This is a genomic window from Pseudomonas sp. Teo4, from assembly GCF_034387475.1.
Lineage (GTDB): Bacteria > Pseudomonadota > Gammaproteobacteria > Pseudomonadales > Pseudomonadaceae > Aquipseudomonas.
On sequence record NZ_JAXCIL010000002.1, the window covers coordinates 352,236 to 374,566 of the forward strand.

A 22,331-nucleotide genomic window follows, 5' to 3' on the forward strand; every position below is an offset into this window, starting at 1 on the left:
CCGCGATAATCGCGGGCTCTTTGGATGTCACGAAGACAAGTACGAAGACCGGGTCAACCCCAACCGCAGCGCATCGAGGAACTGGGTCCGCTCGCGGGCGCTGATCTTGGCGCTGGCCACCTTGTCGCGGTAGTGGGTCATCAACTCCTCCGGCGACAGGTGCACGTAGCGCAACATGTCCTCGATGGTGTCGTGGGTCTCGATACCGGCGTGGTACACGCTGCCATCGGCATTCTGGTAGATGTTCACCGAATCGGTATCACCGAACAGGTTGTGCATGTCGCCCAGAATCTCCTGGTAAGCGCCGACCAGGAACACGCCCAGCAGGTAATCCTCGCCTTCCTTGACCGCATGCACCGGCATGCTGGTCTCGATGCTCTGCTCGTCGACGTACTGGTTGATCTTGCCGTCGGAGTCGCAGGTCAGGTCCTGCAGCACCGCACGACGCATCGGTTCTTCGTCCAGGCGGTGCAGCGGGATGATCGGCAGCACCTGGCCGATGGCCCAGGTATCCGGCAGGCTCTGGAACACCGAGAAGTTGCAGATGTACTTGTCGGCCAGCTTGTCGTTCAGTTCGTCCAGCACCTGGCGGTGCGAGCGCTGGCGGGCTTTGAGCGAGTTGTGCAGGCGACGGCACACGGCGAAGTAGCACTGCTCGGCCAGGGCTTTCTCGGCCAGGCTGATCTTGCCATCGGCATACTGCGCCGCCACGTCACCCATGTAGTGGGTGGCACGCCAGTAGGTCTCGGTGACCATCTCGATGTCGGTCGGGCCGAGCAAGTCAGCCAACCACTGCACGGTCTCCGGCAAGGCTTCCTTGTTCTCGATGGTCGGTACGTCGTCGTTGTGTTTCTCGACGTCGGTCACCTGGATCACCAGCATGGCGTGGTGCGCGGTCAGCGAGCGGCCGCTCTCGGAGAAGATGTGCGGGTGCGGCAGGCCCTGCGCGTCGCAGAACTCCTTGAGCATGCCCACCACGACGCCGGCATAGTCGTCCATGTCGTAGTTGATGGAGCTGGCATTGCGCGAGTGAGTGCCGTCGTAGTCCACACCCAGGCCGCCGCCGACGTCGATATGGTCGACCGGCAAGCCCAGCGCGCGCAGTTCGCCGTAGTAGCGAATGGCTTCCTTGAAACCGTGCTGGTAGTCGGCCAGGTTGGCGATCTGCGAACCCATGTGGAAGTGCAGCAGGCGGATGCCCTGGTCCAGGCCGGCGTCGCGGAAACGCTGCACCACCGAGATCAACTGGGCGGCAGACAAACCGAACTTGGACTTTTCGCCACCGGTGTCTGCCCACTTGCTCGACGCCAGCGACGACAGGCGCACACGCAGGCCGACCTGCGGCTTGACCTTCAGCTCGGCGGCTTCCTCGATCACCAGGCCGACTTCGGACTCTTTCTCGATGACGATGAACACGTTGTGGCCGAGTTTCTGCCCCATCAGCGCCAGGCGAATGAACTCACGGTCCTTGTAGCCGTTGCAGACGATGGTCCCGCCCTTGGGCGCCAGTGCCAGCACCGCCAGCAACTCGGGCTTGGAACCGGCTTCCAGGCCGATGGACACGTTTTGGGTGGCGATGATGTTTTCCACCACCGCTTCCTGCTGGTTGACCTTGATCGGGTACAACGCGGTGTACTTGCTCTGGTACTCCAGGCGCGCGATGTTGGCATCGAAAGCGCCGGTCAGTTGGCGCACGCGGTCCTGCAGAATGTCTGGGAAGCGTACCAGCAGTGGCAGCGACAGGCCGCTCTGGCGCAATTCCTGAACTTGCTCGAAGAGGTCGATCGGGGCGCTGCTTGGCCCGTTGGGGCGCACTTCGACGCGCCCGGCTTCATTGATGGCGAAATAACCAGCGCCCCAATGGCGGATGCCATAAACACTGCGGCTGTCGGCCACGGTCCATTGGCTACCATCGTCTTTGCGTGTGCGTCGTACGGACATTCAAGTCCCCTATAAAGAAGTCGAAGACACTGCCCCGTAAGGAGGCGGGCGCAGTGTAAAAGCTGAAAATGACGATTCTCCGTGCTCAGGGATAGACCCTTCCTACGGGAACGAGTTTAGAAAGCGCTGGGCAAAAAATCGCGCGGCCGCATCAACCGCCAGACTTTTTCGCCTTGAAGCCTTGCTTGGTCAGCTCGCCGATGAGCAACTCGACGTGATCGCCCTGGATCTCGATCACGCCATCTTTCAAGGCGCCACCCGTACCGCAACGGCGCTTGAGGGTGGAGGCCAGCTCCTTGAGCTGGTCGAGAGGCAGCGGGACGCCGGTGACAGTGGTCACGGTCTTGCCGCCACGGCCTTTGCTTTCACGACGCACACGGGCGATACCGTCCCCTTCGGGAATCACGGACTGCTTGCAGGTGCAGGCGTCCACGGGCTGGCCACAGTCGGGGCAATGCCGGCCGGCATCGGTGGAGTACACGAGACCGCCAAGGGCGGAGAAGGAAGAAGCTTTCTTGGCCACTTTTGTTCCTCTTGCTGAGGACAAAAACTGGTCGGCGGGAGCCGACCGCGAAGCCCCACTCTGGCAGGGGCGGCGCTACTGCCACAAGACCTGCGGCAGCCCGAAAAGGGCGCGCAGTGTAACGATAAATCTGGCGTTTGCTAAGTACTGGAATGCGCCATTTTGCGAATGTTTTGCGACCCTTCGCGGGTAAACCCGCTCCCACAGGTACTTCACTGGACTTTATGGCAGTGGAGCACCTGCGGGAGCGGGTTTACCCGCGAAGAGGCCAGCTCAAGCATTACCTGCTGACAGACTGGCCTTGTAGCGCTGCAAAGCCGCCAACGAGTCCGGGCAATACGGCTTGCTCAGGCTTTCGGCCTCTGCCTGTTCGATGCCGACGAACTTCGCCTCGATCACCTCTTCAGGTTGCAACCGCAAGGGCGCATCGGACACCGCCGAATACACCGCGCACCACAAGCGGTTATCCGGCTGGTCGAAGTAGAAGCGCTCATGGAAGCGCAACTCGACGCCTTCGATCCCCAGCTCCTCGGCCAGCTCCCGCGCGGCGGACTCGGCGTACGCCTCCCCCGCCGTCACCATGCCGCCCGCCGCCACATCCCAATAACCTGGGTACAGCGCCTTGCTCAAGGTACGCCGGTGCACGCACAGCTCACCGGCACCGTTGAACAGCAGGATGAAGGTGCAGCGACCGATCAGGCCGCGCTCACGCAACTCGGCCCTGGGCAAGGCGCCGAGGACCTGATCGGCTTCATCCACCCAGGCGACCAGTTCACGGTCGGAGGCCGCCCGGTGGGCAGCCTCCTTGGGGTCGATGGCCATGATCAGCCCTGCGACAGCAGCTGACGCAGGTCGATCACCGCTGCGTTGGCACGGGAGATATAGTTGGCCATTACCAGCGAGTGGTTGGCCCACATGCCGAAGCCACTGCCGTTGAGCACCATCGGGCTCCACAGCGCCTCCTGGGACGCCTCCAGCTCACGGATGATCTGGCGTACGCTGACCGTGGCGTTCTTCTTCGCCAGTACATCGGCGAAGTCCACCTCGATAGCGCGCAGCAGGTGCGACAGCGCCCAGGCCTGGCCACGGGCTTCGTAGAACACGTTGTCGATCTGCAGCCAAGGCGTTTCCACCAGCTCTTCGTCGAGCTGCGGTGCCTGGCCTGGCTGGACCGACTCGGTCTTCAGGGTGCTGTTGAGCTTGACCCGGCCAACACTGGCCGACAGGCGCTGTGACAACGAACCCAGGCGGGTCGCCACATCACCCAGCCAGTTGTTGAGGTTGTCGGCGCGGGTATAGAAGATCGCGCCTTGGTCGCCCTTGGCCAGGCGCGCCTGGTAGCGGCTCAACGACTTGATGCCTTCTTCGAACTCCGACTCGCTCGATGGCAGGATCCAGCTCTTGTTGTCGAAGTTGAAACGCGGCTCGGCCTTGGCCAGGTCGGCGTCTTCGGTGGATTGCGACTGCGAACGGGCGAAGTCCTTGCGCAGCGCGCGGGACAGGTCACGCACCTGGACCAGCACGCCGTATTCCCAGCTCGGCATGTTGTCCATCCACAGCCCTGGCGGGAAGCGGTCGTTGGAAATGTAGCCGCCTGGCTTGTCCAGCAAGGTCTGGGCGACCGTCTTCAGGGTCTCGATGGTGGTGTAGCCCACGACCATCTGCTGGCCATTTTTCTCAGCTGCGGCCTGGGCACTCTGCTGCACCGGGAACAGCTCGGGCTCCTGGCTCCAGTACCAGCCCAGGCCGATGCAGACCAGCAGGTACAGGCCAATCAACGTGCCCAGCGCACGGCTCCAGAGGCCACCAAGGTAGCTGCGGGCCGCGGCGCCACGGCCATCGACACGCTCGCGGGGCTCGGCTTTGGCCTCGCGGTTTTTCCAATCCAGCATGGCTTTGTCCTTAATCAGTCACGACGGTTCAGGGGCTTGGACCACAGGCCAGGGCCAGGGTGCCACGGCAAGCCCGCGTGGCAGCACTATAAAGCAGACACCGCCGTACGCATAAGCGACCAATGAGTCGGCAACTGAATATTCGTTCTGAACCCTTTGTTGATGCAGGGCACTCACTCGTCGGAAAAGAACTGCTAGCATAGAGCCATCATTGCACCTGCACATCCCCAACTAATAAGTAGTCAGGACATGAGCCAAACAGCCGAGCCGAGCCACGAGCGCCTCAAGCAGCACTTTGCCCAGCGTGTGATTCTTCAGGCCAGACAGATCCTCGAGATCTGGCAGCGGCTGCAGCGTGGCGAATGGTCGGACGGCGATCTGGGCGAACTGCGCGAGGCTAACCTGCGCCTGCAACGCTACGCCGAGCGCTTCGAGCAGCCTGAGCATAGCAACCTGTCGACAGCCATCGGCCAGACCCTGCAGGCCATCGAGGCCAACAGCGCACAGCTCAACTCGCAGCTGATCGGCGAGCTCAACCGCCTGATGCAACGTCTGTCGCGCACCGGGCTGCGCAAGGGCGACCAACTGGACCAGGTGCCCCTGCCGCCCTTGCGCAAGCCGGTGTACATCCTGTTGCAGGACCATGACCGGGCCGAGCGCCTGGCCCAGCAACTGGAATTCTTTGGTCTGGGCGTCGAGGCCCTGTTCAGCGCCGATGCTTTCCAGGCTTCGATGAAAGAACGCCTGCCGTCGGCCATCGTCATGGATGTCGACTTCACCGGCCCCGGCCTCGGCCTGCAACTGGCCGCCCAGGCCCAGCAAGGCCTGGAGCAACACATTCCGCTGCTGTTCTTCAGCCACCAGGAAACCGACACACCAACCCGCCTGGCCGCCGTGCGCGCCGGCGGCCAGGAGTTTCTCACTGGCACCCTGGAGGCCTCCAGCCTGCTGGAGAAGGTCGAACTGCTGACCAGCGCCACCCAGTACGACCCGTTTCGCGTGCTGATCATCGACGACTCGCGCGCCCAGGCCCTGCACACCGAGCGGCAGCTCAACAGCGCCGGCATGATCACCCGCAGCCTGAACGACCCGATCCGTACCATGGCCGAGTTGGCCGACTTCCAGCCCGATCTGGTAATCCTCGACATGTACATGCCGGCCTGCACCGGCACCGAACTGGCCAAGGTGATTCGCCACAACGACCGTTATGTGAGCGTGCCGATCATCTACCTGTCTGCCGAGGACGACCTGGACAAGCAACTCGACGCCATGAGCGAAGGCGGCGACGACTTCCTGACCAAGCCGATCCGTTCACGTCAGCTGATCACCACCGTGCGCAATCGTGCCGCCCGCGCCCGCCACCTCAAGGCGCGCATGGTCCGCGACAGCCTCACCGGGCTGTACAACCACACGCACATCCTGCAATTGCTCGAAGACTGCAGCTTTCGCGCCCGCCGCGAAGAACAGCCGTTGAGCTTCGCCATGCTCGACATCGACCACTTCAAGAAGATCAACGACCGCCATGGCCACCCCATGGGTGACCGGGTAATCAAGAGCCTGGCGCTGTTTCTCAAGCAACGGCTGCGCAAGACCGACTTCATCGGCCGCTACGGCGGCGAAGAGTTCGCCATTGTCATGCCCAACACCTCGCTGGATGCGGCGCACAAGGTGCTGGACGAAATCCGCCGGCGCTTCGCCGAGATTCTCTACCCGGCTCAGCCACACGACCTGCAGTGCACCTTCAGCGCAGGCGTCGTGCAGCTGGATGACGACCTGGACGCCCTGACCATGGCCAGTGCCGCGGACGAAGCGTTGTATCGGGCCAAGCATGCAGGACGTAACTGCGTGGTCAGGGTCGAACCATAAAGGCACATAGCCACTTTTTTCTGGCGCCAAGCCCTGCCCGTCATCACCGCGTCATAAAACCGCAATAACTTCAGGCACCTACCTCTCCACTCCCCCCGCAGGAAGTTCGCGGCTATGCGCCTGAAGTGGCTGACCAATTTCAACACCCTGTTGCTGGTGACCGTGTGTATTGCCCTGGGCGCGACCCTGTGGTGGTCGCAACGCGCCCTGGAACGTCCCTACCAATTGATGGAACGCTACCTGGGCCTGTCCCGGCAGTTCCAGAATGACGCCGCCCGCAATATCCAGGCCTACCTCGGCAGCGGTGACGCCCTGCGCCATGCTGCGGCGGTGGAGGCCAACAAGCAGTTGCAGGCCTCTCTCGCCGAGTGGCCCGAAGACCTGGCCGGCAAACTGAGCCCCAGCCTCGGTAGCCTGCAAGCCTTTACCAGCAACGAACTGCTCGCCGCTGGCAAACTGGCCGGCGACCCACAGGCGCTGCTGTTGCAGGCCGAACGTGAACTGGGGGCGAACTTCGAGCAACTGGCTGGCTATGCACGCGACAGCGGCAGCGCCGAAGCCAACCGTTACCTGGCCCCGGTTCTGGACGCCACGGTGCACCTGGGCCGCCTGTCGTTGGCCCGCGACAAACTGGTCAGCAGCGGCCGCGCCGAGCTGGCCGATGAAGTGGAACGCGAGCTGCAGCTCATTCGCGCCCAGGCCCAGATCATCGATGGCCTGCCACTGCTGGGCGTGACCCGAGCAGCGGAATCGGGCGCCGATGACTTCGCCGCCATGATGGGCCTTCAGAGCCAGGCCAGCGAGCAGCAGGAAGACATTGCCGTTGGCCTGAAACGCGAGTTGCAGAGCCTGCTCAACCGCTACCCGGCCGAACTGCAGCGTACCCGTGAGCAGATCGAACGCCGCACGGCCCTGGCCACCAGCACCAACGAGCGCCTCGATGCCGTACAACAGGCGATCGCCGCCCTGGAGCCGGAGGTGCGCAGCCAGCACGGCAAGATCGCCAACGAAGTGCGAATCATCCAGGGCCTGATGATTGGCGTGATCCTGCTGATTGCACTGCTGATCGACACCCTGCAGCGGCGCTTGGCTCGCACCCTCACCAGCCTGGCGCCGGCCCTGTCACACTGGGCCGAAGGCGACTTCGCCAAGGCCATCGCCCTGGGCAAGAGCAACCGGGAGCTGCAGGACATTCAGGAGTCGCTCAACCGCCTGCGCCAGTATCTGGTGGAACTGGTCGGCACCATCCGCCACAACGCCGAGCAGGTGGCGGGCAGCAGCCATGCCCTGGCCGGCATGAGCGCGGCCCTGCACGACGGCGCCGAACGCCAGGCCGGCGACACCGGGCAGATTCGCGATGCGCTTGGCGAGCTGGAATCGACCATCGTGCAGGTCGCAGGCGATGCCAGCTCGGCCGCAGATGCCAGCCGCGATGCCGGCCGTGCTGTGGAACAGGGCCAGGCCGTCATCGGCCAAAGCCTGTCGGGCCTGCGCGAACTGGTGGACGAAGTACAAGGCAACGCCCGCATGATCGAGCAGTTGGCGGAAGAGTCGGCCACCATCGGGGGCGTCCTGACGGTCATCCGCTCGATTGCCGAGCAGACCAACCTGCTGGCCCTCAATGCCGCTATCGAAGCCGCCCGCGCCGGGGAAATGGGCCGGGGCTTTGCCGTGGTCGCCGACGAAGTGCGTTCGCTGGCCCAGCGCACCACTGGCGCCACTGGAGAAATCCAGGCGTTGATCGACCGGCTGCAACAGGCTGCGCGTGAGTCGGTGGCGGGCATGCGGGCCCAGCTCGAACACGCAGAAGCCACTGCCGACCAGGCCCAGGCCGCCGATGGCGCGCTGGACGAGATCGTCAGCGCGATCCGCACGATCTCCGCCACGGCTATCCGGATCGCCGACGTCACCGCCCAGCAGAGCGGCGCCGTGAGTGAGATCCGCGACCACAGTGAGCGGATTCATGCCTTGGGCGAGGACAACCTGCAGCGCATTGGCGAAGGGCGCGAGCAAGGGGAGCAATTGCTTGTGCTGGGGGGTGAGTTGAACCGGGCAGTGGGGGCGTTTCGCCTGTAACACTCGAGGCGCAGCATTCGCGGGTAAACCCGCTCCCACAGGCCAGTCGCAAACATCAATATCGGCGATCCCCCTGTGGGAGCGGGTTTACCCGCGAAAGGGCAGGTTCAGGCAATAGACGAGCCGGCCCCGAGTATCGCCCTCCTTCCCCCCACAACCCAACTCACCTCAACTCCGCTATCATGCCCAGCAAGTTCCACCTCGCGAGTCCGCCATGCGCCGCCTGTTTTTCCTGCTATTCCTGCTGCTGGCCAGCCCCGCCTTCGCCTCAGGCCTGCTCGACAACCGCCCCAGCGCCACCCTCGGCGCCGCCTCGCTGTCCAACAGCGCCGACTTCCTGCCTGTCCATGAAGCCTTCAAGCTCAGCCTGATCCAAGGCGATGCCCAGACCATCAAGCTGCGCTTCATCGCTACCGACGGCTACTACCTGTATCGCCACCGCTTCCAGTTCCGCAGCGAGCCTGCCGACGTCGCCCTGGGCACACCACAGATCCCCAAGGGCGAGCCCAAGCACGACGAGTTTTTCGGCGACGTCGAGGTCTACCACGGTGTACTCGACATCGAGATACCACGATCGGCCAGCGACCAACGCGCCTTCACCTTGCTGGTGAGCTACCAGGGCTGCGCCGACAAAGGCCTGTGCTACCCGCCTGAAACCGAACGCCTGAGCATCGACGGCAGCGGCAGCGCCAGCTCGCCTGCCACTGACAAGGCCTGGAACTGGCAGTCGCTGCTGTTGTTCTTCCTCGCCGGAGTCGGCCTGACCTTCACCCCTTGCGTGCTGCCAATGCTGCCGATCCTGTCGGGCGTAGTGCTGCGCGGCCAGGTGGGTGGGTGGCGTGGGTTCAGCCTGTCGCTGGCCTATGTGCTGCCGATGGCCGCTTCGTTCGCCGTGCTCGGTGCCTTGATGGGCGTGTTCGGTGCCAGCCTCAATTTGCAGGCACGCCTGCAGTCTGCGTGGGTGCTGGTACCGTTCGCGCTGTTCTTCGTGCTGTTCGCCCTGGCCATGTTCGGCCTGTTCGAGCTGAAACTGCCTCAAGCGCTGAGCGGCCGCCTGAACCACTTCGCCAACAGCGTCAGGGGCGGTTCACTGCTGGGCGCGGCGGTGTTGGGCGTACTGTCCAGCCTGCTGGTATCGCCGTGCGTGTCGGCTCCGCTGGCCGGTGCTCTGCTGTACATCAGCGCCAGTGGCGATGCCCTGGGCGGCGCCCTCAAACTGTTCGCCCTGGGCCTTGGCATGGGTGCCCCGCTGTTGCTGGTCGCCACGGGCGGCGCGGCCTGGCTGCCGAAGAGCGGCCCTTGGCTGAACACTGTGAAAAACGCCATCGGCGTATTGCTGCTGGGCCTGGCCATCGGCTTGCTCAGCCGCGTTCTGCCGGGGCCGGCCACCTTGCTGCTGGTCGGTTTCCTGGCTGCCGGGGTGGCACTGTTCCTCGGCGCCCTGGAGTTCGTGATCAAAACACCACGCCAACGCCTGGCACAACTGCTGGGCCTGGCGCTGCTGGTCTATGCCCTGGCCTGCTGGTACGGCGCCCTGAGCGGTCGCGGCGACCCGCTGCGGCCACTGCCTGCTCCGGTGTTGGCCGGGGCTGGGCCTGCCACCACGGCGGCCAAAGCGGATGCCTGGGAGACCCTGACTACCCCCGCCGCTCTCGATGCGGCGCTGGCCGAGGCCAAGGCCGCCGGCCAGCCGGTGCTGCTGGACTGGTACGCCGACTGGTGCATCAGTTGCAAGGTGATCGAGCATGAAGTGCTCAACGCACCGCAGGTTCAATCGCAACTGGGCGCCTTCCGCTTGCTGCGCTTCGACATCACCGATAGCAACGCCGAACAGCGCAGCCTGCTCGACCGCTACCAGCTGTTCGGCCCGCCTGCGCTGATGTTCTTTGCGGCGAACGGCAGCGAAATGACCGCTGATCGGGTGATTGGCGAGATAAATGCCGGCGATTTTGCGCAGGTTCTTGCGCGCGTGCGCGGCAAACTCGGTCTATAACTTCCCGCGTGCTGTAAAAAAACCTCAATAGAGTGACCAGATTTAATTATTTGGTCACATACTTCGCGCGAACCTCGGACAACGTGCTGGCTATTGCAGGGAACTGGACACTTGCTGCCGCTTTGCGGCACACTCGCCGCGCTGTGTCGAATTGCCCTACAAATTCAAGGAATCCGCAGATGGCAACCCTATTGGTGCTCCACGGCCCCAACCTGAACCTGCTCGGGACCCGCGAACCGGGCCACTACGGCGCCGTGACCCTGGCCCAGATCAACCAGGACCTGGAGCAGCGCGCCCGCGCCGCTGGCCACCATCTGCAGTACCTGCAGAGCAATGCCGAGTACGAACTGATTGACCGTATTCACGCCGCACGCAACGAGGGTGTGGACTTCATCCTGATCAATCCGGCTGCTTTCACGCACACAAGCGTCGCATTACGTGACGCATTGCTCGCAGTGAGCATCCCATTCATCGAAGTGCACCTCTCCAACGTGCACAAACGCGAACCGTTCCGTCACCACTCCTACTTCTCCGATGTGGCCGTAGGGGTGATTTGCGGTCTGGGCGCCAGCGGTTATCGCCTGGCCCTGGAGTCTGCACTGGAACAACTGGCTGCCAACGCACAGCCCTGATGATAGAGACCTCGGCCTAAGTGGGCCGGGGTACGAGAGAAACGTTTTTAAACACGTTTTCAATTACGCCCCCTGACCGAACCTTGGGAGTTGATGATTAATGGATATCCGTAAAGTCAAGAAACTGATCGAACTGCTGGAAGAGTCTGGCATCGACGAACTGGAGATCAAGGAAGGCGAAGAGTCGGTCCGTATCAGCCGTCACAGCAAAACCCCAGTTGGCCAACAATTCTACGCACCGGCTCCAATGGCCGCCGCGCCTGTTGCCGCTCCGGTCGCTGCCGCCGCTGCCCCGGCTGCTGAAGCCGCTGCCGCCGCTCCTGCCCTGAAAGGCACCGTTATCCGTTCGCCGATGGTCGGTACTTTCTACCGCAAGCCATCGCCGACCTCGCCAAACTTCGCTGAAGTTGGCCAGTCGGTGAAAAAGGGCGACACCCTGTGCATCGTCGAAGCCATGAAGATGATGAACCACATCGAAGCCGATATCGGCGGCGTCATCGACGCCATCCTGGTGGAAGACGGCCAGCCGGTTGAGTTCGACCAGCCGCTGTTCACCATCGTTTGATTCGCGGAGAGCCAACGATGTCTGGGAAGCTGGAAAAAGTCCTGATCGCCAACCGTGGGGAAATTGCCCTGCGGATCCTGCGTGCCTGCAAAGAGCTGGGCATCAAGACCGTCGCCGTACACTCCACGGCCGACCGTGAACTGATGCACCTGGGCCTGGCAGACGAGTCGGTCTGCATTGGTCCTGCTTCGTCCAAAGATTCGTACCTGCACATCCCGGCGATCATCGCTGCCGCTGAAGTGACAGGCGCTACCGCCATCCACCCTGGCTACGGCTTCCTGGCGGAAAACGCCGATTTCGCCGAGCAGGTCGAGAAGTCCGGTTTCGCCTTCATCGGCCCGAAAGCCGACACCATTCGCCTGATGGGCGACAAGGTTTCGGCCAAGGACGCGATGATCAAGTCGGGCGTACCGACCGTTCCAGGCTCCGATGGCCCACTGCCGGAAGACGAAGAGGTTGCCCTGGCAATCGCTCGTGACGTCGGCTACCCGGTGATCATCAAGGCCGCCGGTGGCGGTGGTGGTCGCGGCATGCGCGTGGTGCACAAGGAAGAAGACCTGATCGCCTCGGCCAAGCTGACCCGTACCGAAGCCGGTGCGGCCTTCGGCAACCCGATGGTCTACCTGGAGAAGTTCCTGACCAACCCACGTCACGTGGAAGTTCAGGTACTGTCCGACGGCCAGGGCAACGCCATCCACCTGGGCGACCGTGACTGCTCGCTGCAGCGCCGTCACCAGAAGGTTCTGGAAGAAGCACCTGCACCGGGCATCGACGAGAAGGCCCGTCAGGAAGTCTTCAAGCGTTGCGTCGATGCGTGCATCGAGATCGGCTACCGCGGTGCCGGTACCTTCGAATTCCTGTACGAAAACGGCCGTTTCTACTTCATCGAGATGAACACCCGTGTGCAGGTTGAGCACCCGGTGTCGGAAATGGTCACCGGTATCGACATCGTCAAGGAGATGCTGAGCATCGCCGCTGGCAACAAGCTGTCGTTCCGCCAGGAAGACGTGGTCATCCGTGGTCACTCGCTGGAATGCCGTATCAACGCCGAAGACCCGAAGAAGTTCATCCCGAGCCCAGGCAAGGTGAAGCACTTCCACGCACCAGGCGGCAACGGCGTTCGCGTCGATTCGCACCTGTACAGCGGTTACTCGGTTCCGCCGAACTACGACTCGCTGATCGGCAAGCTGATCACCTACGGCAAGGACCGCGACGAAGCCATGGCGCGCATGCGCAATGCCCTGGACGAGATCGTCGTCGACGGCATCAAGACCAACATCCCATTGCACCGCGACCTGGTGCGTGATGAAGGTTTCTGCAAAGGCGGCGTCAACATCCACTACCTCGAGCACAAACTCGCTAACGAAGAGTGATCGAGTAGCGTGATGCATGAAAACCCCGGACTTGTCCGGGGTTTTTTATTGCCTGTCTTTAGAGGTGTGCCGCCTGTGCGACCGAGCGCCGCCCACGCGGCGCATCGCGAGCAAGGCTCGCTCCTACGTTTGTTTCGGGCCAGTAACGCCTGTGACAGGCGCGCGCGACCGCCTTGTTTGTACGACGCGATATCGTGCCATGCGCCAAAGCGTTCGCGCGCAAATCCCCCAGGAATAATTGGCCCGAAACAAGCGTAGGAGCGAGCCTTGCTCGCGATGCGCCGCGCGGGCGGCGCTCGATCTCACAGACGCTGAAAATATCGTGGCGAGCACTCACCCCTTCATCCGCGGCATCTCGATCCGGTGCTCATGCACCCGCCGGTACAAGGTCGCCCGCGAAATGCCCAACGCTCGCGCCGCATCGGCCGGTTTCCAGCGGTGGCGAATCAGTGCATCGAGCAACAGCTGCCGCGCCGGGCATGATTGAACGGCCTGCCCTGCGGGCACCGCATCTGCACGCACCTCCTGCGGCAAGTCTTCAAGCCGCACCTGCCCGCCCTCACACACCGCGCAGGCATAACGCAGCACCTGACGCAGCTGCCTGAGGTTACCCGGCCAGCGATAGATCAACAGCGCCTGCAACGCATCGTCAGCCAGATCCACCTCAACCCCACAGGCCTCAGCCTCCTCGGCCAGCATTTGATGGATCAACCCCAGCCGATCCTCCCGCTCGCGCAGTGGCGGCAATTCGAACCTGGCGTTGGCCAGGCGGAAATACAAATCTTCCCGGAACCGTCCCTGCGCCACCATGCCCGTCAGGTCCCGGTGCGTGGCACAGATCACCTGGATATCCACCCGCTCGCGCCGCGCCGCACCCAAGGGTGCAACCTCGCCCTCAGCCAGCACACGCAGCAGACGGGTTTGCAGGTTAAGCGGCATGTCACCGATTTCGTCGAGAAACAACGTGCCGCCATCGGCCTGCTGCATCAGCCCCTGCATGCCCTTGTTCGATGCCCCGGTGAATGCGCCGGCAACATAGCCGAACAGCTCGCTCTCGATCAGGCTCTCTGGGATCGCCGCGCAGTTGAGCGTGACGAAAGGGCCTGCCCGGCGCTGACTCTGCTGGTGCAACTGGCGGGCGAACACCTCCTTGCCCGCGCCAGTTTCGCCCTGCACCAGCACAGCCAGGTTGCAGTCCTTGACCCGCGTGGCCAGGCGCAAGTGCTGCTCGATACGCGGGTCCTGAGCCTGGCGCACAGGCTGCGCACGCTCACGCCGCCGGGGCGCACTCACCCGACCGTACAACCCGCCCCAGCCCGGCAGATGCTGGGCAGAGGCCTCATTGGCACGACGCAGCTGGTCCAGGTCGAACAACTCGCCGATGTGCTCAGGCAAACGCCCATGGCGGGCCAACAGCCGTTCGCGAGCCAGGCTGTTGATTGCCTGCAGGCGGCCGTCGGCGTCCCAGGCCAGCAGGTAGTCCGGCTGGCTCTCGACATACCCCGGCGTGCCGTGGGCGCGCATCACCCAGTGGCCCTGGGCGCTGTGCATGAAAAAGGCATTCTCGATCTCGCGGGCGGTCTGTTCGACCAACTGGCGTATCAGGTGCTGGCTACGACGGTCGTCCGGCGATTGCAGGGCGGAAACATCCACCACTCCCAACAACTCGCCCTGCGGGTCGAACACCGGCGCCGCCGTGCAGGTCAGGCCAATGAAGGCGGCACGAAAGTGATCGCGCTTGTGCACGGTGACCGGGGCCTTGCTGGTCAGCACTGCCGCTACGCCACAGGTCCCCTCCTCACCCTCCGACCAGCAGGTACCCAGATACAACCCGGCCTTGCGACAGTCGTTACGGATGGCGGACTCGACCCGGTAGTCGATGGTGCGGCCCTGGGCGTCGGTCAGCAACACACAGTAATCGGCGCCGCGCACACGTTCGTGCAGCCTTGCCACCGCATCGCTGGCAATACGCAGAAACAGTTCGGCACGTTCACGGCATTCGTTGAGCAGGCTTTGGGACAGGATGCGCGGCCCCTGCTGGGAGCCGGGGTCTAGGCGGTACAGCTCCATGGAACGGCGCCATGAGTCGAGGATCAGCGGCGGCACCGGCGCCTGGGGCAGGCGGTCGGCGTTCTTCAGCACCCGGCTGACGCAGTCGACATGGGCTCGGGAGTTCGCGGCAAGCATTGGGGCCCTCCGGTTCTCATCTTTCTTGTCGTTGTGCCGCCATTAAGCGCTTGTGGGCAATCCCCTTCAAGCACTGTGTGTTTGCCGGCCAGCTTGAGACGCAGCGTCTCAGCGTCTCGTCGAAAGCCGTCGATGCCTGGCACCCGGCGTCTCGTGAACGCCACTCAAAACCACTGACCGCAAGCGCATAAACCGCTCTGGAACGAGCATTCCGAGGCATCCGCAGAAAGCTGGCACCCACTTTGCTCCAGCCCTGGCAAACAAAAATACGAGGTGCGCCATGCCGCAACCCGCCCCGACAGTCGGGATCATTGCCAACCCTGCCTCAGGACGCGACCTGCGTCGCCTGACCGCCAACGCAGGGCTTTACTCGAGCACCGACAAGGCATCCGCTATCCAGCGGCTGCTCGCAGCCTTCGGCGCCACCGGGGTGAGCCAGGTGCTGATGCCCACGGACATGACCGGCATCGCTGCCGCCGTGCTCAAGGCCAGCCACGGCCCAATAGCCCGCGACCAGCACTGGCCGACGCTGGAACTGCTCGACCTGCCCCTGACCCAGACCGTTGCCGACACCCGCCTGGCCGTCCGTCAGATGGTCGAGCGTGGCGTGGCCATGATCGCGGTGCTCGGTGGCGACGGCACCCACAAGGCAGTTGCCGCCGAAGCCGGGGACGTACCGCTGCTGACACTGTCCACCGGCACCAACAATGCGTTCCCCGAACTGCGCGAAGCCACCAGTGCAGGCTTGGCCGGCGGCCTGGTTGCCAGTGGGCAGGTGCCGACCACGATCAGCCTGCGCCGCAACAAGCGCCTGTTGGTGCACGTCCCCCGGCAAAACCTCTGTGAATGGGCCTTGGTGGAAGTCGCGGTATCGCCCCAACGCTTTGTCGGTGCCCGCGCCCTGAGCCGCAGCGAAGACCTGAGCGAAGTCTTTGCCTGCTTCGCCGAACCCCACGCCATCGGCCTGTCGTCCTTGTGCGGCCTGTGGTGCCCGGTGTCGCGCCAAGCGCCGCAAGGTGCCTGGGTACGCCTGAACCCTGGGGCCGAGCATGCCCTGCTGGCGCCCCTGGCCCCCGGCCTGCTGCAAGGTTGCGGGATCACCGCTTCCGGCTTTCTGGCGCCTGGCGTGCCCCATGGCTTGAGCCTCGCCAGTGGCACCCTGGCCCTGGACGGTGAACGCGAGATCGAGTTCGCCGAAGGCGATCACCCCACCATCACCCTCGACCACCAAGGCCCGCTGACCGTGGATGTCGAGGCCGTGCTGGCCCATGCCGCACGCCATCACCTGCTGGCCGTTCCGCGCGGCCACCGGCTGCACCCTGCAACCCCGTGTTGAGACAACCCTGGAGAACAACAAGATGTCCACTCACCTCAGTTCCGAACAGTTGCTACATGCCTACGAAGTGATGCGCACCATCCGCGCCTTTGAAGAGCGCCTGCACGTGGAGTTCGCCACCGGCGAAATCCCCGGCTTCGTTCATCTCTATGCCGGCGAAGAAGCCTCCGCCGCCGGAGTCATGGCCCACCTGCGTGACAGCGACTGCATCGCCTCGACCCACCGTGGCCACGGCCACTGCATCGCCAAGGGCGTGGATGTGTACGGCATGATGGCCGAGATCTACGGCAAGAAGACCGGCGTGTGCGGCGGCAAGGGCGGCTCGATGCACATCGCCGACCTGGAAAAAGGCATGCTCGGCGCCAACGGCATCGTCGGTGCTGGCGCACCGCTGGTGGCCGGCGCCGCCCTGGCCGCCAAGCTCAAGGGCCGTGACGACGTCTCGGTGGCATTCTTCGGCGATGGCGCCTCCAACGAAGGCGCGGTGTTCGAGGCGATGAACCTGGCCTCGATCATGAACCTGCCCTGCATCTTCGTCGCCGAAAACAATGGCTATGCCGAAGCCACCGCTTCGACCTGGTCGGTGGCCTGCGACCACATCGCCGACCGCGCCGCCGGCTTTGGCATGCCCGGGGTCACCATCGATGGCTTCGACTTCTTCGCCGTGCACGAAGCGGCTGCCGCGGCCGTCGAGCGCGCCCGTTCGGGCCAGGGCCCGTCGCTGATCGAGGTCAAGCTCAGCCGCTACTACGGCCACTTCGAGGGTGATGCGCAAACCTACCGCGCCCCGGACGAAGTGAAAAACCTGCGCGAACAGCGCGACTGCCTGCTGCAGTTCCGCAACAAGACCACCCGCGCTGGCCTGCTCACCCACGACCAGCTCGATGCCATCGACGCCCGCGTCGAGGACCTGATCGAAGACGCCGTGCGCCGCGCCAAGTCAGATCCCAAGCCACAGCCTGCCGACCTGCTCACCGACGTCTACGTCACCTACCCCTGAGCCCGGACAACAAGAACAACAGGAGAACCACCATGGCAAGAAAGATCAGCTACCAGCAGGCCATCAACGAAGCCCTGGCCCAGGAAATGCGCCGCGACAGCAGCGTGTTCATCATCGGCGAAGACGTAGCAGGCGGTGCCGGCGCCCCCGGCGAGGACGACGCCTGGGGTGGCGTGCTTGGCGTGACCAAAGGCCTCTACCACCAGTTCCCTGGCCGCGTGCTGGACGCGCCGCTGTCCGAAATCGGTTACGTCGGCGCCGCCGTCGGTGCCGCCACCCAGGGCCTGCGCCCGGTGTGCGAACTGATGTTCGTCGACTTTGCCGGTTGCTGCCTGGACCAGATCCTCAACCAGGCCGCCAAGTTCCGCTACATGTTCGGCGGCAAGGCTGTCACCCCACTGGTGATGCGCACCATGTACGGCGCCGGGCTGCGTGCGGCGGCACAGCATTCGCAGATGCTCACCTCGCTGTGGACCCACATCCCCGGCCTGAAAGTGGTCTGCCCCTCTTCCCCCTACGACGCCAAGGGCCTGCTGATTCAGGCCATCCGCGACAACGACCCGGTGATCTTCTGCGAGCACAAGCTGCTCTACAGCATGCAGGGCGAGGTGCCGGAAGAGGTCTACACCGTGCCTTTCGGCGAGGCCAACTTCCTGCGCGACGGCGACGACGTGACCTTGGTCACCTACGGCCGCATGGTCCATGTAGCGATGGAGGCGGCCAACAACCTGGCGCGCCAGGGCATCGACTGCGAAGTGCTGGACCTGCGCACCACCAGCCCGCTGGACGAAGACAGCATCCTCGAAAGCGTGGAAAAGACCGGCCGCCTGGTGGTGATCGACGAAGCCAACCCGCGCTGCTCCATGGCCACCGACATTAGCGCGCTGGTCGCACAGAAAGCGTTCGGCTCGCTCAAAGGCCCCATCGAGATGGTCACCGCGCCGCATACACCCGTGCCGTTCTCTGATGCCCTTGAAGATTTGTACATCCCGGACGCTGCAAAAATCGAGGCAGCCGTGCGCAAGGTGATCGAAGCCGCAAGGAGCGCCGCATGAGCCAGATCCATACCCTGACCATGCCCAAGTGGGGCCTGTCGATGACCGAGGGCCGGGTCGACACCTGGCTGAAGCAGGAAGGTGACGAGATCAACAAGGGCGACGAGGTACTGGACGTCGAGACCGACAAGATCAGCAGCAGCGTCGAGGCGCCTTTCAGTGGCGTGTTGCGTCGGCTGATCGCCCAGCCGGACGAGACCCTGCCGGTGGGGGCTTTGCTTGCCGTGGTGGTGGAAGGTGAGGCCGAGGAAGCCGAGATCGACGCGGTGGTGCAGCGTTTCCAGGCCGAGTTCGTGGCCGATGGCGGCGCCGACCAGGCTCAAGGGCCAGCACCACAGAAAGCCGAGGTGGAAGGCCGCCTGCTGCGCTGGTTCGAGCTGGGTGAGGGTGGCACGCCACTGGTGCTGGTGCACGGCTTCGGCGGCGACCTCAACAACTGGCTGTTCAACCACCCGGCCCTGGCCACCGAACGCCGGGTGATCGCCCTCGATTTGCCCGGCCATGGTGAGTCGGCCAAGGCTCTGCGGCGGGGCGATCTCGATGAGCTGAGCGAAACGGTGTTGGCACTGCTCGACCACCTGGATATCCCGCGCGCTCACCTGGCCGGGCACTCCATGGGCGGCGCGGTCAGCTTGAACGTGGCGCGCCTGGCGCCGCAACGGGTAGCGAGCTTGTGCCTGGTCGCCAGTGCCGGGCTGGGCGAAGCGATCAACGGGCAATACCTGCAAGGCTTCGTCGATGCGGCCAACCGCAACGCTCTCAAGCCACAGCTGAGCCAACTGTTTGCCGACTCAGGGCTGGTTACCCGGCAGATGCTCGAAGACATGCTCAAGTTCAAGCGCCTGGAAGGTGTGGATGAGGCGCTGCGGCAGCTGCGCTCAGCCATCGCCGAAGGTGACAGGCAGCGGCATAACCTGCGTGACGTGTTAGGCCAGCATCCGGCACTGGTGGTCTGGGGTGCTGAGGACGCGATCATTCCAGCAACTCATGCCGATGGGGTGGAGGCCGAAACCCTGATCCTGCCTAATGTTGGCCACATGGTGCAGATGGAGGCGGCTGAACAGGTCAACGAGCGGCTACTGGCATTTTTGCGCAAGCACTGAGCCTGGTGAGTTCAGGTTTTCGAGCGGGTGCCAGGCGAGCGTCTTTTGGTGGGATCGAGATCGAGCGCCGCCCGCGCGGCGCATCGCGAGCAAGGCTCGCTCCTACGTTTGTTTCGGGCTAGTTATGCCTGTGGGATTTGCGCGCGAACGCCTTGGCGCATGGCTTGATATCGAGTCGTACACACAAGGCGGTCGCGCGCGTCTGTCACAGGCGTTATTGGCCGTAAACGAACGTAGGAGCGAGCCTTGCTCGCGATGCGCCGCGCGGGCGGCGCTCGATCTCCCAAGCAACACAAATCCACCGGCAAACACCTTGCGCCCCATATACGGTCTCAAGACTGACCCCTGCTCTACAAACCCCCCGCACTCGCGTAAACTGCCAGCCTTCGCGCAGCCTCGGGCTGCCCCTGTCGATTTACCAAAGGTGCCCGCCATGCCTTGGCTGCAAGTACGCCTGGCCATCAGCCCGGAACAAGCCGAAACCTACGAAGACGCCCTGCTTGAAGTGGGCGCCGTCTCGGTGACGTTCATGGATGCCGAAGATCAACCGATCTTCGAGCCCGACCTCAACACCACCCCGCTGTGGTCGCACACTCATCTGCTGGCCCTGTTCGAGGCCGATGCCGAGCCAGAGCAGGTGTTCGCCCACCTGCGCCTGCTGACCGGCGCCGAGTTGCCCGAGCACCAGGCCGAAGTGATCGAGGACCAGGACTGGGAACGCAGCTGGATGGACAACTTCCAGCCGATGCGCTTCGGCCAGCGCCTGTGGATCGTGCCAAGCTGGCACGAGGCACCCGAGAAAGACGCGGTCAACCTGCTGCTCGACCCGGGCCTGGCCTTCGGCACCGGCACCCACCCGACCACCGCCCTGTGCCTGGAATGGCTCGACGGCCAACAGCTCGAAGGCACCCAGGTGCTGGACTTCGGCTGCGGCTCGGGCATCCTGGCTATCGCCGCGCTGCTGCTGGGCGCCCGCGAGGCGGTCGGTACCGATATCGACGTGCAAGCCATCGAAGCTTCCCGTGACAATGCCCAGCGCAACGGCATCGCCGATGAGAAGCTCGCGCTGTACCTGCCCGGGCACATGCCAGCCATGCAGGCCGACGTGCTGGTCGCCAACATCCTGGCCGGCCCGCTGGTTTCGCTGGCACCGCAGTTGTCCGGTCTGGTTCGCCAAGGCGGCCTGCTGGCGCTGTCGGGCATCCTCGCCGAGCAGGGTGAGGAAGTGGCCGCAGCCTACGCCGCCGACTTCGACCTGGACCCGATCGTCGTGCGCGACGGCTGGGTGCGCATCAGTGGTCGCCGCCGCTAAGCGGGCCTAAAATACTCCTCTGCATAGCTCCCGGACCGCCGCATGACCGACAGTTTCGTCACCCAGTGCCCGCATTGCCAGACCAGCTTTCGCGTCACCCATCACCAGTTGAGCGTGGCACGCGGTGTCGTGCGCTGCGGCCACTGCCTGCAGGTGTTCAACGCGGCCAAGCAACTGTTGGAGCAGAACCGCGCAGGCACCGCCCGCGCGCCGGTGGCCCCGGCAGAGCCTGAAGCTGCGCCGGCGGTCGCGCCGTTGCCGCCGGTCAGCGAACCCGCTGCCGAGCCGGCTGACTGGGCCGCCACCGCACAAGCGCTGGACGCGCTCGACCTGGACCAGGAACTGGCCCGACTCGAGCGCCGCGGCAAATCCGTCGAACCTCAGACGCCGAGCGCGGATGAAGCACTGCACGCCCGTCGTGACGAACCAACCTCGCCCGGTGTGGCAGACGAACCGTTCGGCACAGCGACCGACGAACCGCTGGAGCCACATGCAGCATCGGAGCCTGCCCCGGTATTGCTGGAGCAGGAGCCTCTGGAGCTGGAGCCTGAACCCGGAGACCGTACCGAACCCACTTTGGGGACAACCCTGGACCTGGACCTCGACGATGAGCCGCCAGCGCGGACCAGCGCCGAGGTCGAAGCGCAGGAAACCTTCGGCGAGCACCTGTCGGTGCTTGATGATGAAATCCACGTCAAAGGTCTAAGTGCCCGGGACGATGACGATACCGATCTGCACCTGTCGGCCCGCGACGATGAACCGCTCGAGCCGGTACCAGGCGAGCGCATCGAACCCGACCTGGTCGCCATGGCCGAGCGCCCTACGCGCAAGGAACCGTTGGTCGATGTGGTCGACGACCCTCTGCAACTGGACTGGGAAAAACCCCGGGCCAACTGGGGCAAGCGCCTGTTGTGGGGCGTACTGACATTGCTGGCCGCCGGTCTGCTGGCCTTCCAGTACATCTGGTTCCATTTCGACGAGATGGCTCGCCAGGACCAGTACCGCCCGTGGTTCCAGCAAATCTGCCCGCTGCTTGGCTGCGAGGTGCCAACCCGCGTCGACATTTCCCGCATCAAGAGCAGCAACCTGGTGGTGCGCAGCCACCCCGACTTCAAAGGGGCGCTGATCGTCGACGCAATCATCTACAACCGTGCGCCATTCGCCCAGCCGTTCCCGCTGCTGGAGCTGCGTTTTGCCGACCTCAACGGCCAGTTGATCGCCAGCCGTCGCTTCAAACCCAGCGAGTACCTTTCCGGTGAACTGGCCGGGCGTGGCGAAATGCCCAGCCAGACCCCGATCCATATCGCCCTGGACATCCTGGACCCGGGGCCCAAGGCCGTGAACTACAGCCTCAGCTTCCGCTCTCCCGAGTAAGCTTCAAGCCGCAAGCTGCAGGCCACAAGAAAAGCGAGCCGATCAGCGGTCAGCTTCTGCTTGTGGCTTGTGTATTACCGCTCGAAACTCAAGAGCATTAGCC

General features: G+C 64.0%; 17 protein-coding genes. 12 read left to right on the forward strand and 5 right to left on the reverse strand.

Annotated features, from left to right (window positions below):
- Positions 1-27: 27 nt before the first annotated feature.
- The 4 genes from speA to PspTeo4_RS18010 form a co-directional block, all read right to left on the reverse strand.
- The gene (gene speA, locus PspTeo4_RS17995; protein ID WP_322365272.1) at positions 28-1,941 is read right to left on the reverse strand and encodes an arginine decarboxylase; all 1,914 of its coding nucleotides are present in this window, start codon (positions 1,939-1,941) and stop codon (positions 28-30) included.
- Positions 1,942-2,092: 151 nt separating this feature from the next.
- Positions 2,093-2,464 carry a translation initiation factor Sui1 gene (locus PspTeo4_RS18000; RefSeq protein WP_322365273.1) on the reverse strand — a complete coding sequence of 124 codons (372 nt, stop codon included), beginning with the start codon at positions 2,462-2,464 and terminating at the stop codon, positions 2,093-2,095.
- A gap of 273 nt (positions 2,465-2,737) precedes the next feature.
- Entirely contained in the window at positions 2,738-3,286 is a 549-nt protein-coding gene (locus PspTeo4_RS18005; protein ID WP_322365274.1) for an NUDIX hydrolase, read from the reverse strand.
- 2 nt (positions 3,287-3,288) lie between these two features.
- The gene (locus PspTeo4_RS18010; RefSeq protein ID WP_322365275.1) at positions 3,289-4,356 is read right to left on the reverse strand and encodes a DUF2333 family protein; all 1,068 of its coding nucleotides are present in this window, start codon (positions 4,354-4,356) and stop codon (positions 3,289-3,291) included.
- Between the two features lie 249 nt (positions 4,357-4,605).
- On the opposite strand from PspTeo4_RS18010, the gene PspTeo4_RS18015 reads away from it, so the two are divergent.
- From PspTeo4_RS18015 to accC, 6 genes are all read left to right on the forward strand, one after another.
- On the forward strand, positions 4,606-6,222 hold the full coding sequence (locus PspTeo4_RS18015; protein WP_322365276.1) for a diguanylate cyclase: 1,617 nt from the start codon (positions 4,606-4,608) through the stop codon (positions 6,220-6,222).
- A gap of 228 nt (positions 6,223-6,450) precedes the next feature.
- Positions 6,451-8,298, forward strand: a complete 1,848-nt coding sequence (locus PspTeo4_RS18020; RefSeq protein WP_416196983.1) for a methyl-accepting chemotaxis protein — start codon at positions 6,451-6,453, stop codon at positions 8,296-8,298.
- A gap of 214 nt (positions 8,299-8,512) precedes the next feature.
- Entirely contained in the window at positions 8,513-10,291 is a 1,779-nt protein-coding gene (locus PspTeo4_RS18025) for a protein-disulfide reductase DsbD (RefSeq protein WP_322365278.1), read from the forward strand.
- A 179-nt stretch (positions 10,292-10,470) separates the two neighbouring features.
- The gene (aroQ, locus tag PspTeo4_RS18030) at positions 10,471-10,923 is read left to right on the forward strand and encodes a type II 3-dehydroquinate dehydratase (RefSeq protein WP_008093086.1); all 453 of its coding nucleotides are present in this window, start codon (positions 10,471-10,473) and stop codon (positions 10,921-10,923) included.
- Between the two features lie 100 nt (positions 10,924-11,023).
- Positions 11,024-11,488, forward strand: a complete 465-nt coding sequence (gene accB / locus PspTeo4_RS18035) for an acetyl-CoA carboxylase biotin carboxyl carrier protein (protein WP_322365279.1) — start codon at positions 11,024-11,026, stop codon at positions 11,486-11,488.
- A gap of 17 nt (positions 11,489-11,505) precedes the next feature.
- The gene (gene accC / locus PspTeo4_RS18040; RefSeq protein ID WP_322365280.1) at positions 11,506-12,861 is read left to right on the forward strand and encodes an acetyl-CoA carboxylase biotin carboxylase subunit; all 1,356 of its coding nucleotides are present in this window, start codon (positions 11,506-11,508) and stop codon (positions 12,859-12,861) included.
- A 333-nt stretch (positions 12,862-13,194) separates the two neighbouring features.
- Here the strand turns inward: accC and PspTeo4_RS18045 are convergent, their stop codons facing one another.
- On the reverse strand, positions 13,195-15,048 hold the full coding sequence (locus PspTeo4_RS18045) for a sigma-54-dependent Fis family transcriptional regulator (RefSeq protein ID WP_322365281.1): 1,854 nt from the start codon (positions 15,046-15,048) through the stop codon (positions 13,195-13,197).
- 280 nt (positions 15,049-15,328) lie between these two features.
- On the opposite strand from PspTeo4_RS18045, the gene PspTeo4_RS18050 reads away from it, so the two are divergent.
- The 6 genes from PspTeo4_RS18050 to PspTeo4_RS18075 all read left to right on the forward strand — a co-directional run bounded on the left by PspTeo4_RS18050 (position 15,329) and on the right by PspTeo4_RS18075 (position 22,228).
- Positions 15,329-16,384 carry an ATP-NAD kinase family protein gene (locus PspTeo4_RS18050; RefSeq protein WP_322365282.1) on the forward strand — a complete coding sequence of 352 codons (1,056 nt, stop codon included), beginning with the start codon at positions 15,329-15,331 and terminating at the stop codon, positions 16,382-16,384.
- A 22-nt stretch (positions 16,385-16,406) separates the two neighbouring features.
- Entirely contained in the window at positions 16,407-17,384 is a 978-nt protein-coding gene (locus tag PspTeo4_RS18055; RefSeq protein ID WP_322365283.1) for a thiamine pyrophosphate-dependent dehydrogenase E1 component subunit alpha, read from the forward strand.
- Positions 17,385-17,416: 32 nt separating this feature from the next.
- The gene (locus PspTeo4_RS18060) at positions 17,417-18,439 is read left to right on the forward strand and encodes an alpha-ketoacid dehydrogenase subunit beta (protein ID WP_322365284.1); all 1,023 of its coding nucleotides are present in this window, start codon (positions 17,417-17,419) and stop codon (positions 18,437-18,439) included.
- Positions 18,436-19,542 (forward strand): acetoin dehydrogenase dihydrolipoyllysine-residue acetyltransferase subunit, encoded by a 1,107-nt coding sequence (locus PspTeo4_RS18065; protein ID WP_322365285.1) that lies wholly within the window; start codon positions 18,436-18,438, stop codon positions 19,540-19,542. Before PspTeo4_RS18060 ends, PspTeo4_RS18065 begins: the two co-directional genes overlap by 4 nt.
- A 433-nt stretch (positions 19,543-19,975) precedes the next feature.
- Complete coding sequence (prmA, locus tag PspTeo4_RS18070) at positions 19,976-20,854, forward strand: 50S ribosomal protein L11 methyltransferase (protein ID WP_322365286.1); 879 nt, start codon at positions 19,976-19,978, stop codon at positions 20,852-20,854.
- Positions 20,855-20,896: 42 nt separating this feature from the next.
- On the forward strand, positions 20,897-22,228 hold the full coding sequence (locus PspTeo4_RS18075) for a DUF3426 domain-containing protein (RefSeq protein ID WP_322365288.1): 1,332 nt from the start codon (positions 20,897-20,899) through the stop codon (positions 22,226-22,228).
- Positions 22,229-22,331: the final 103 nt, after the last annotated feature.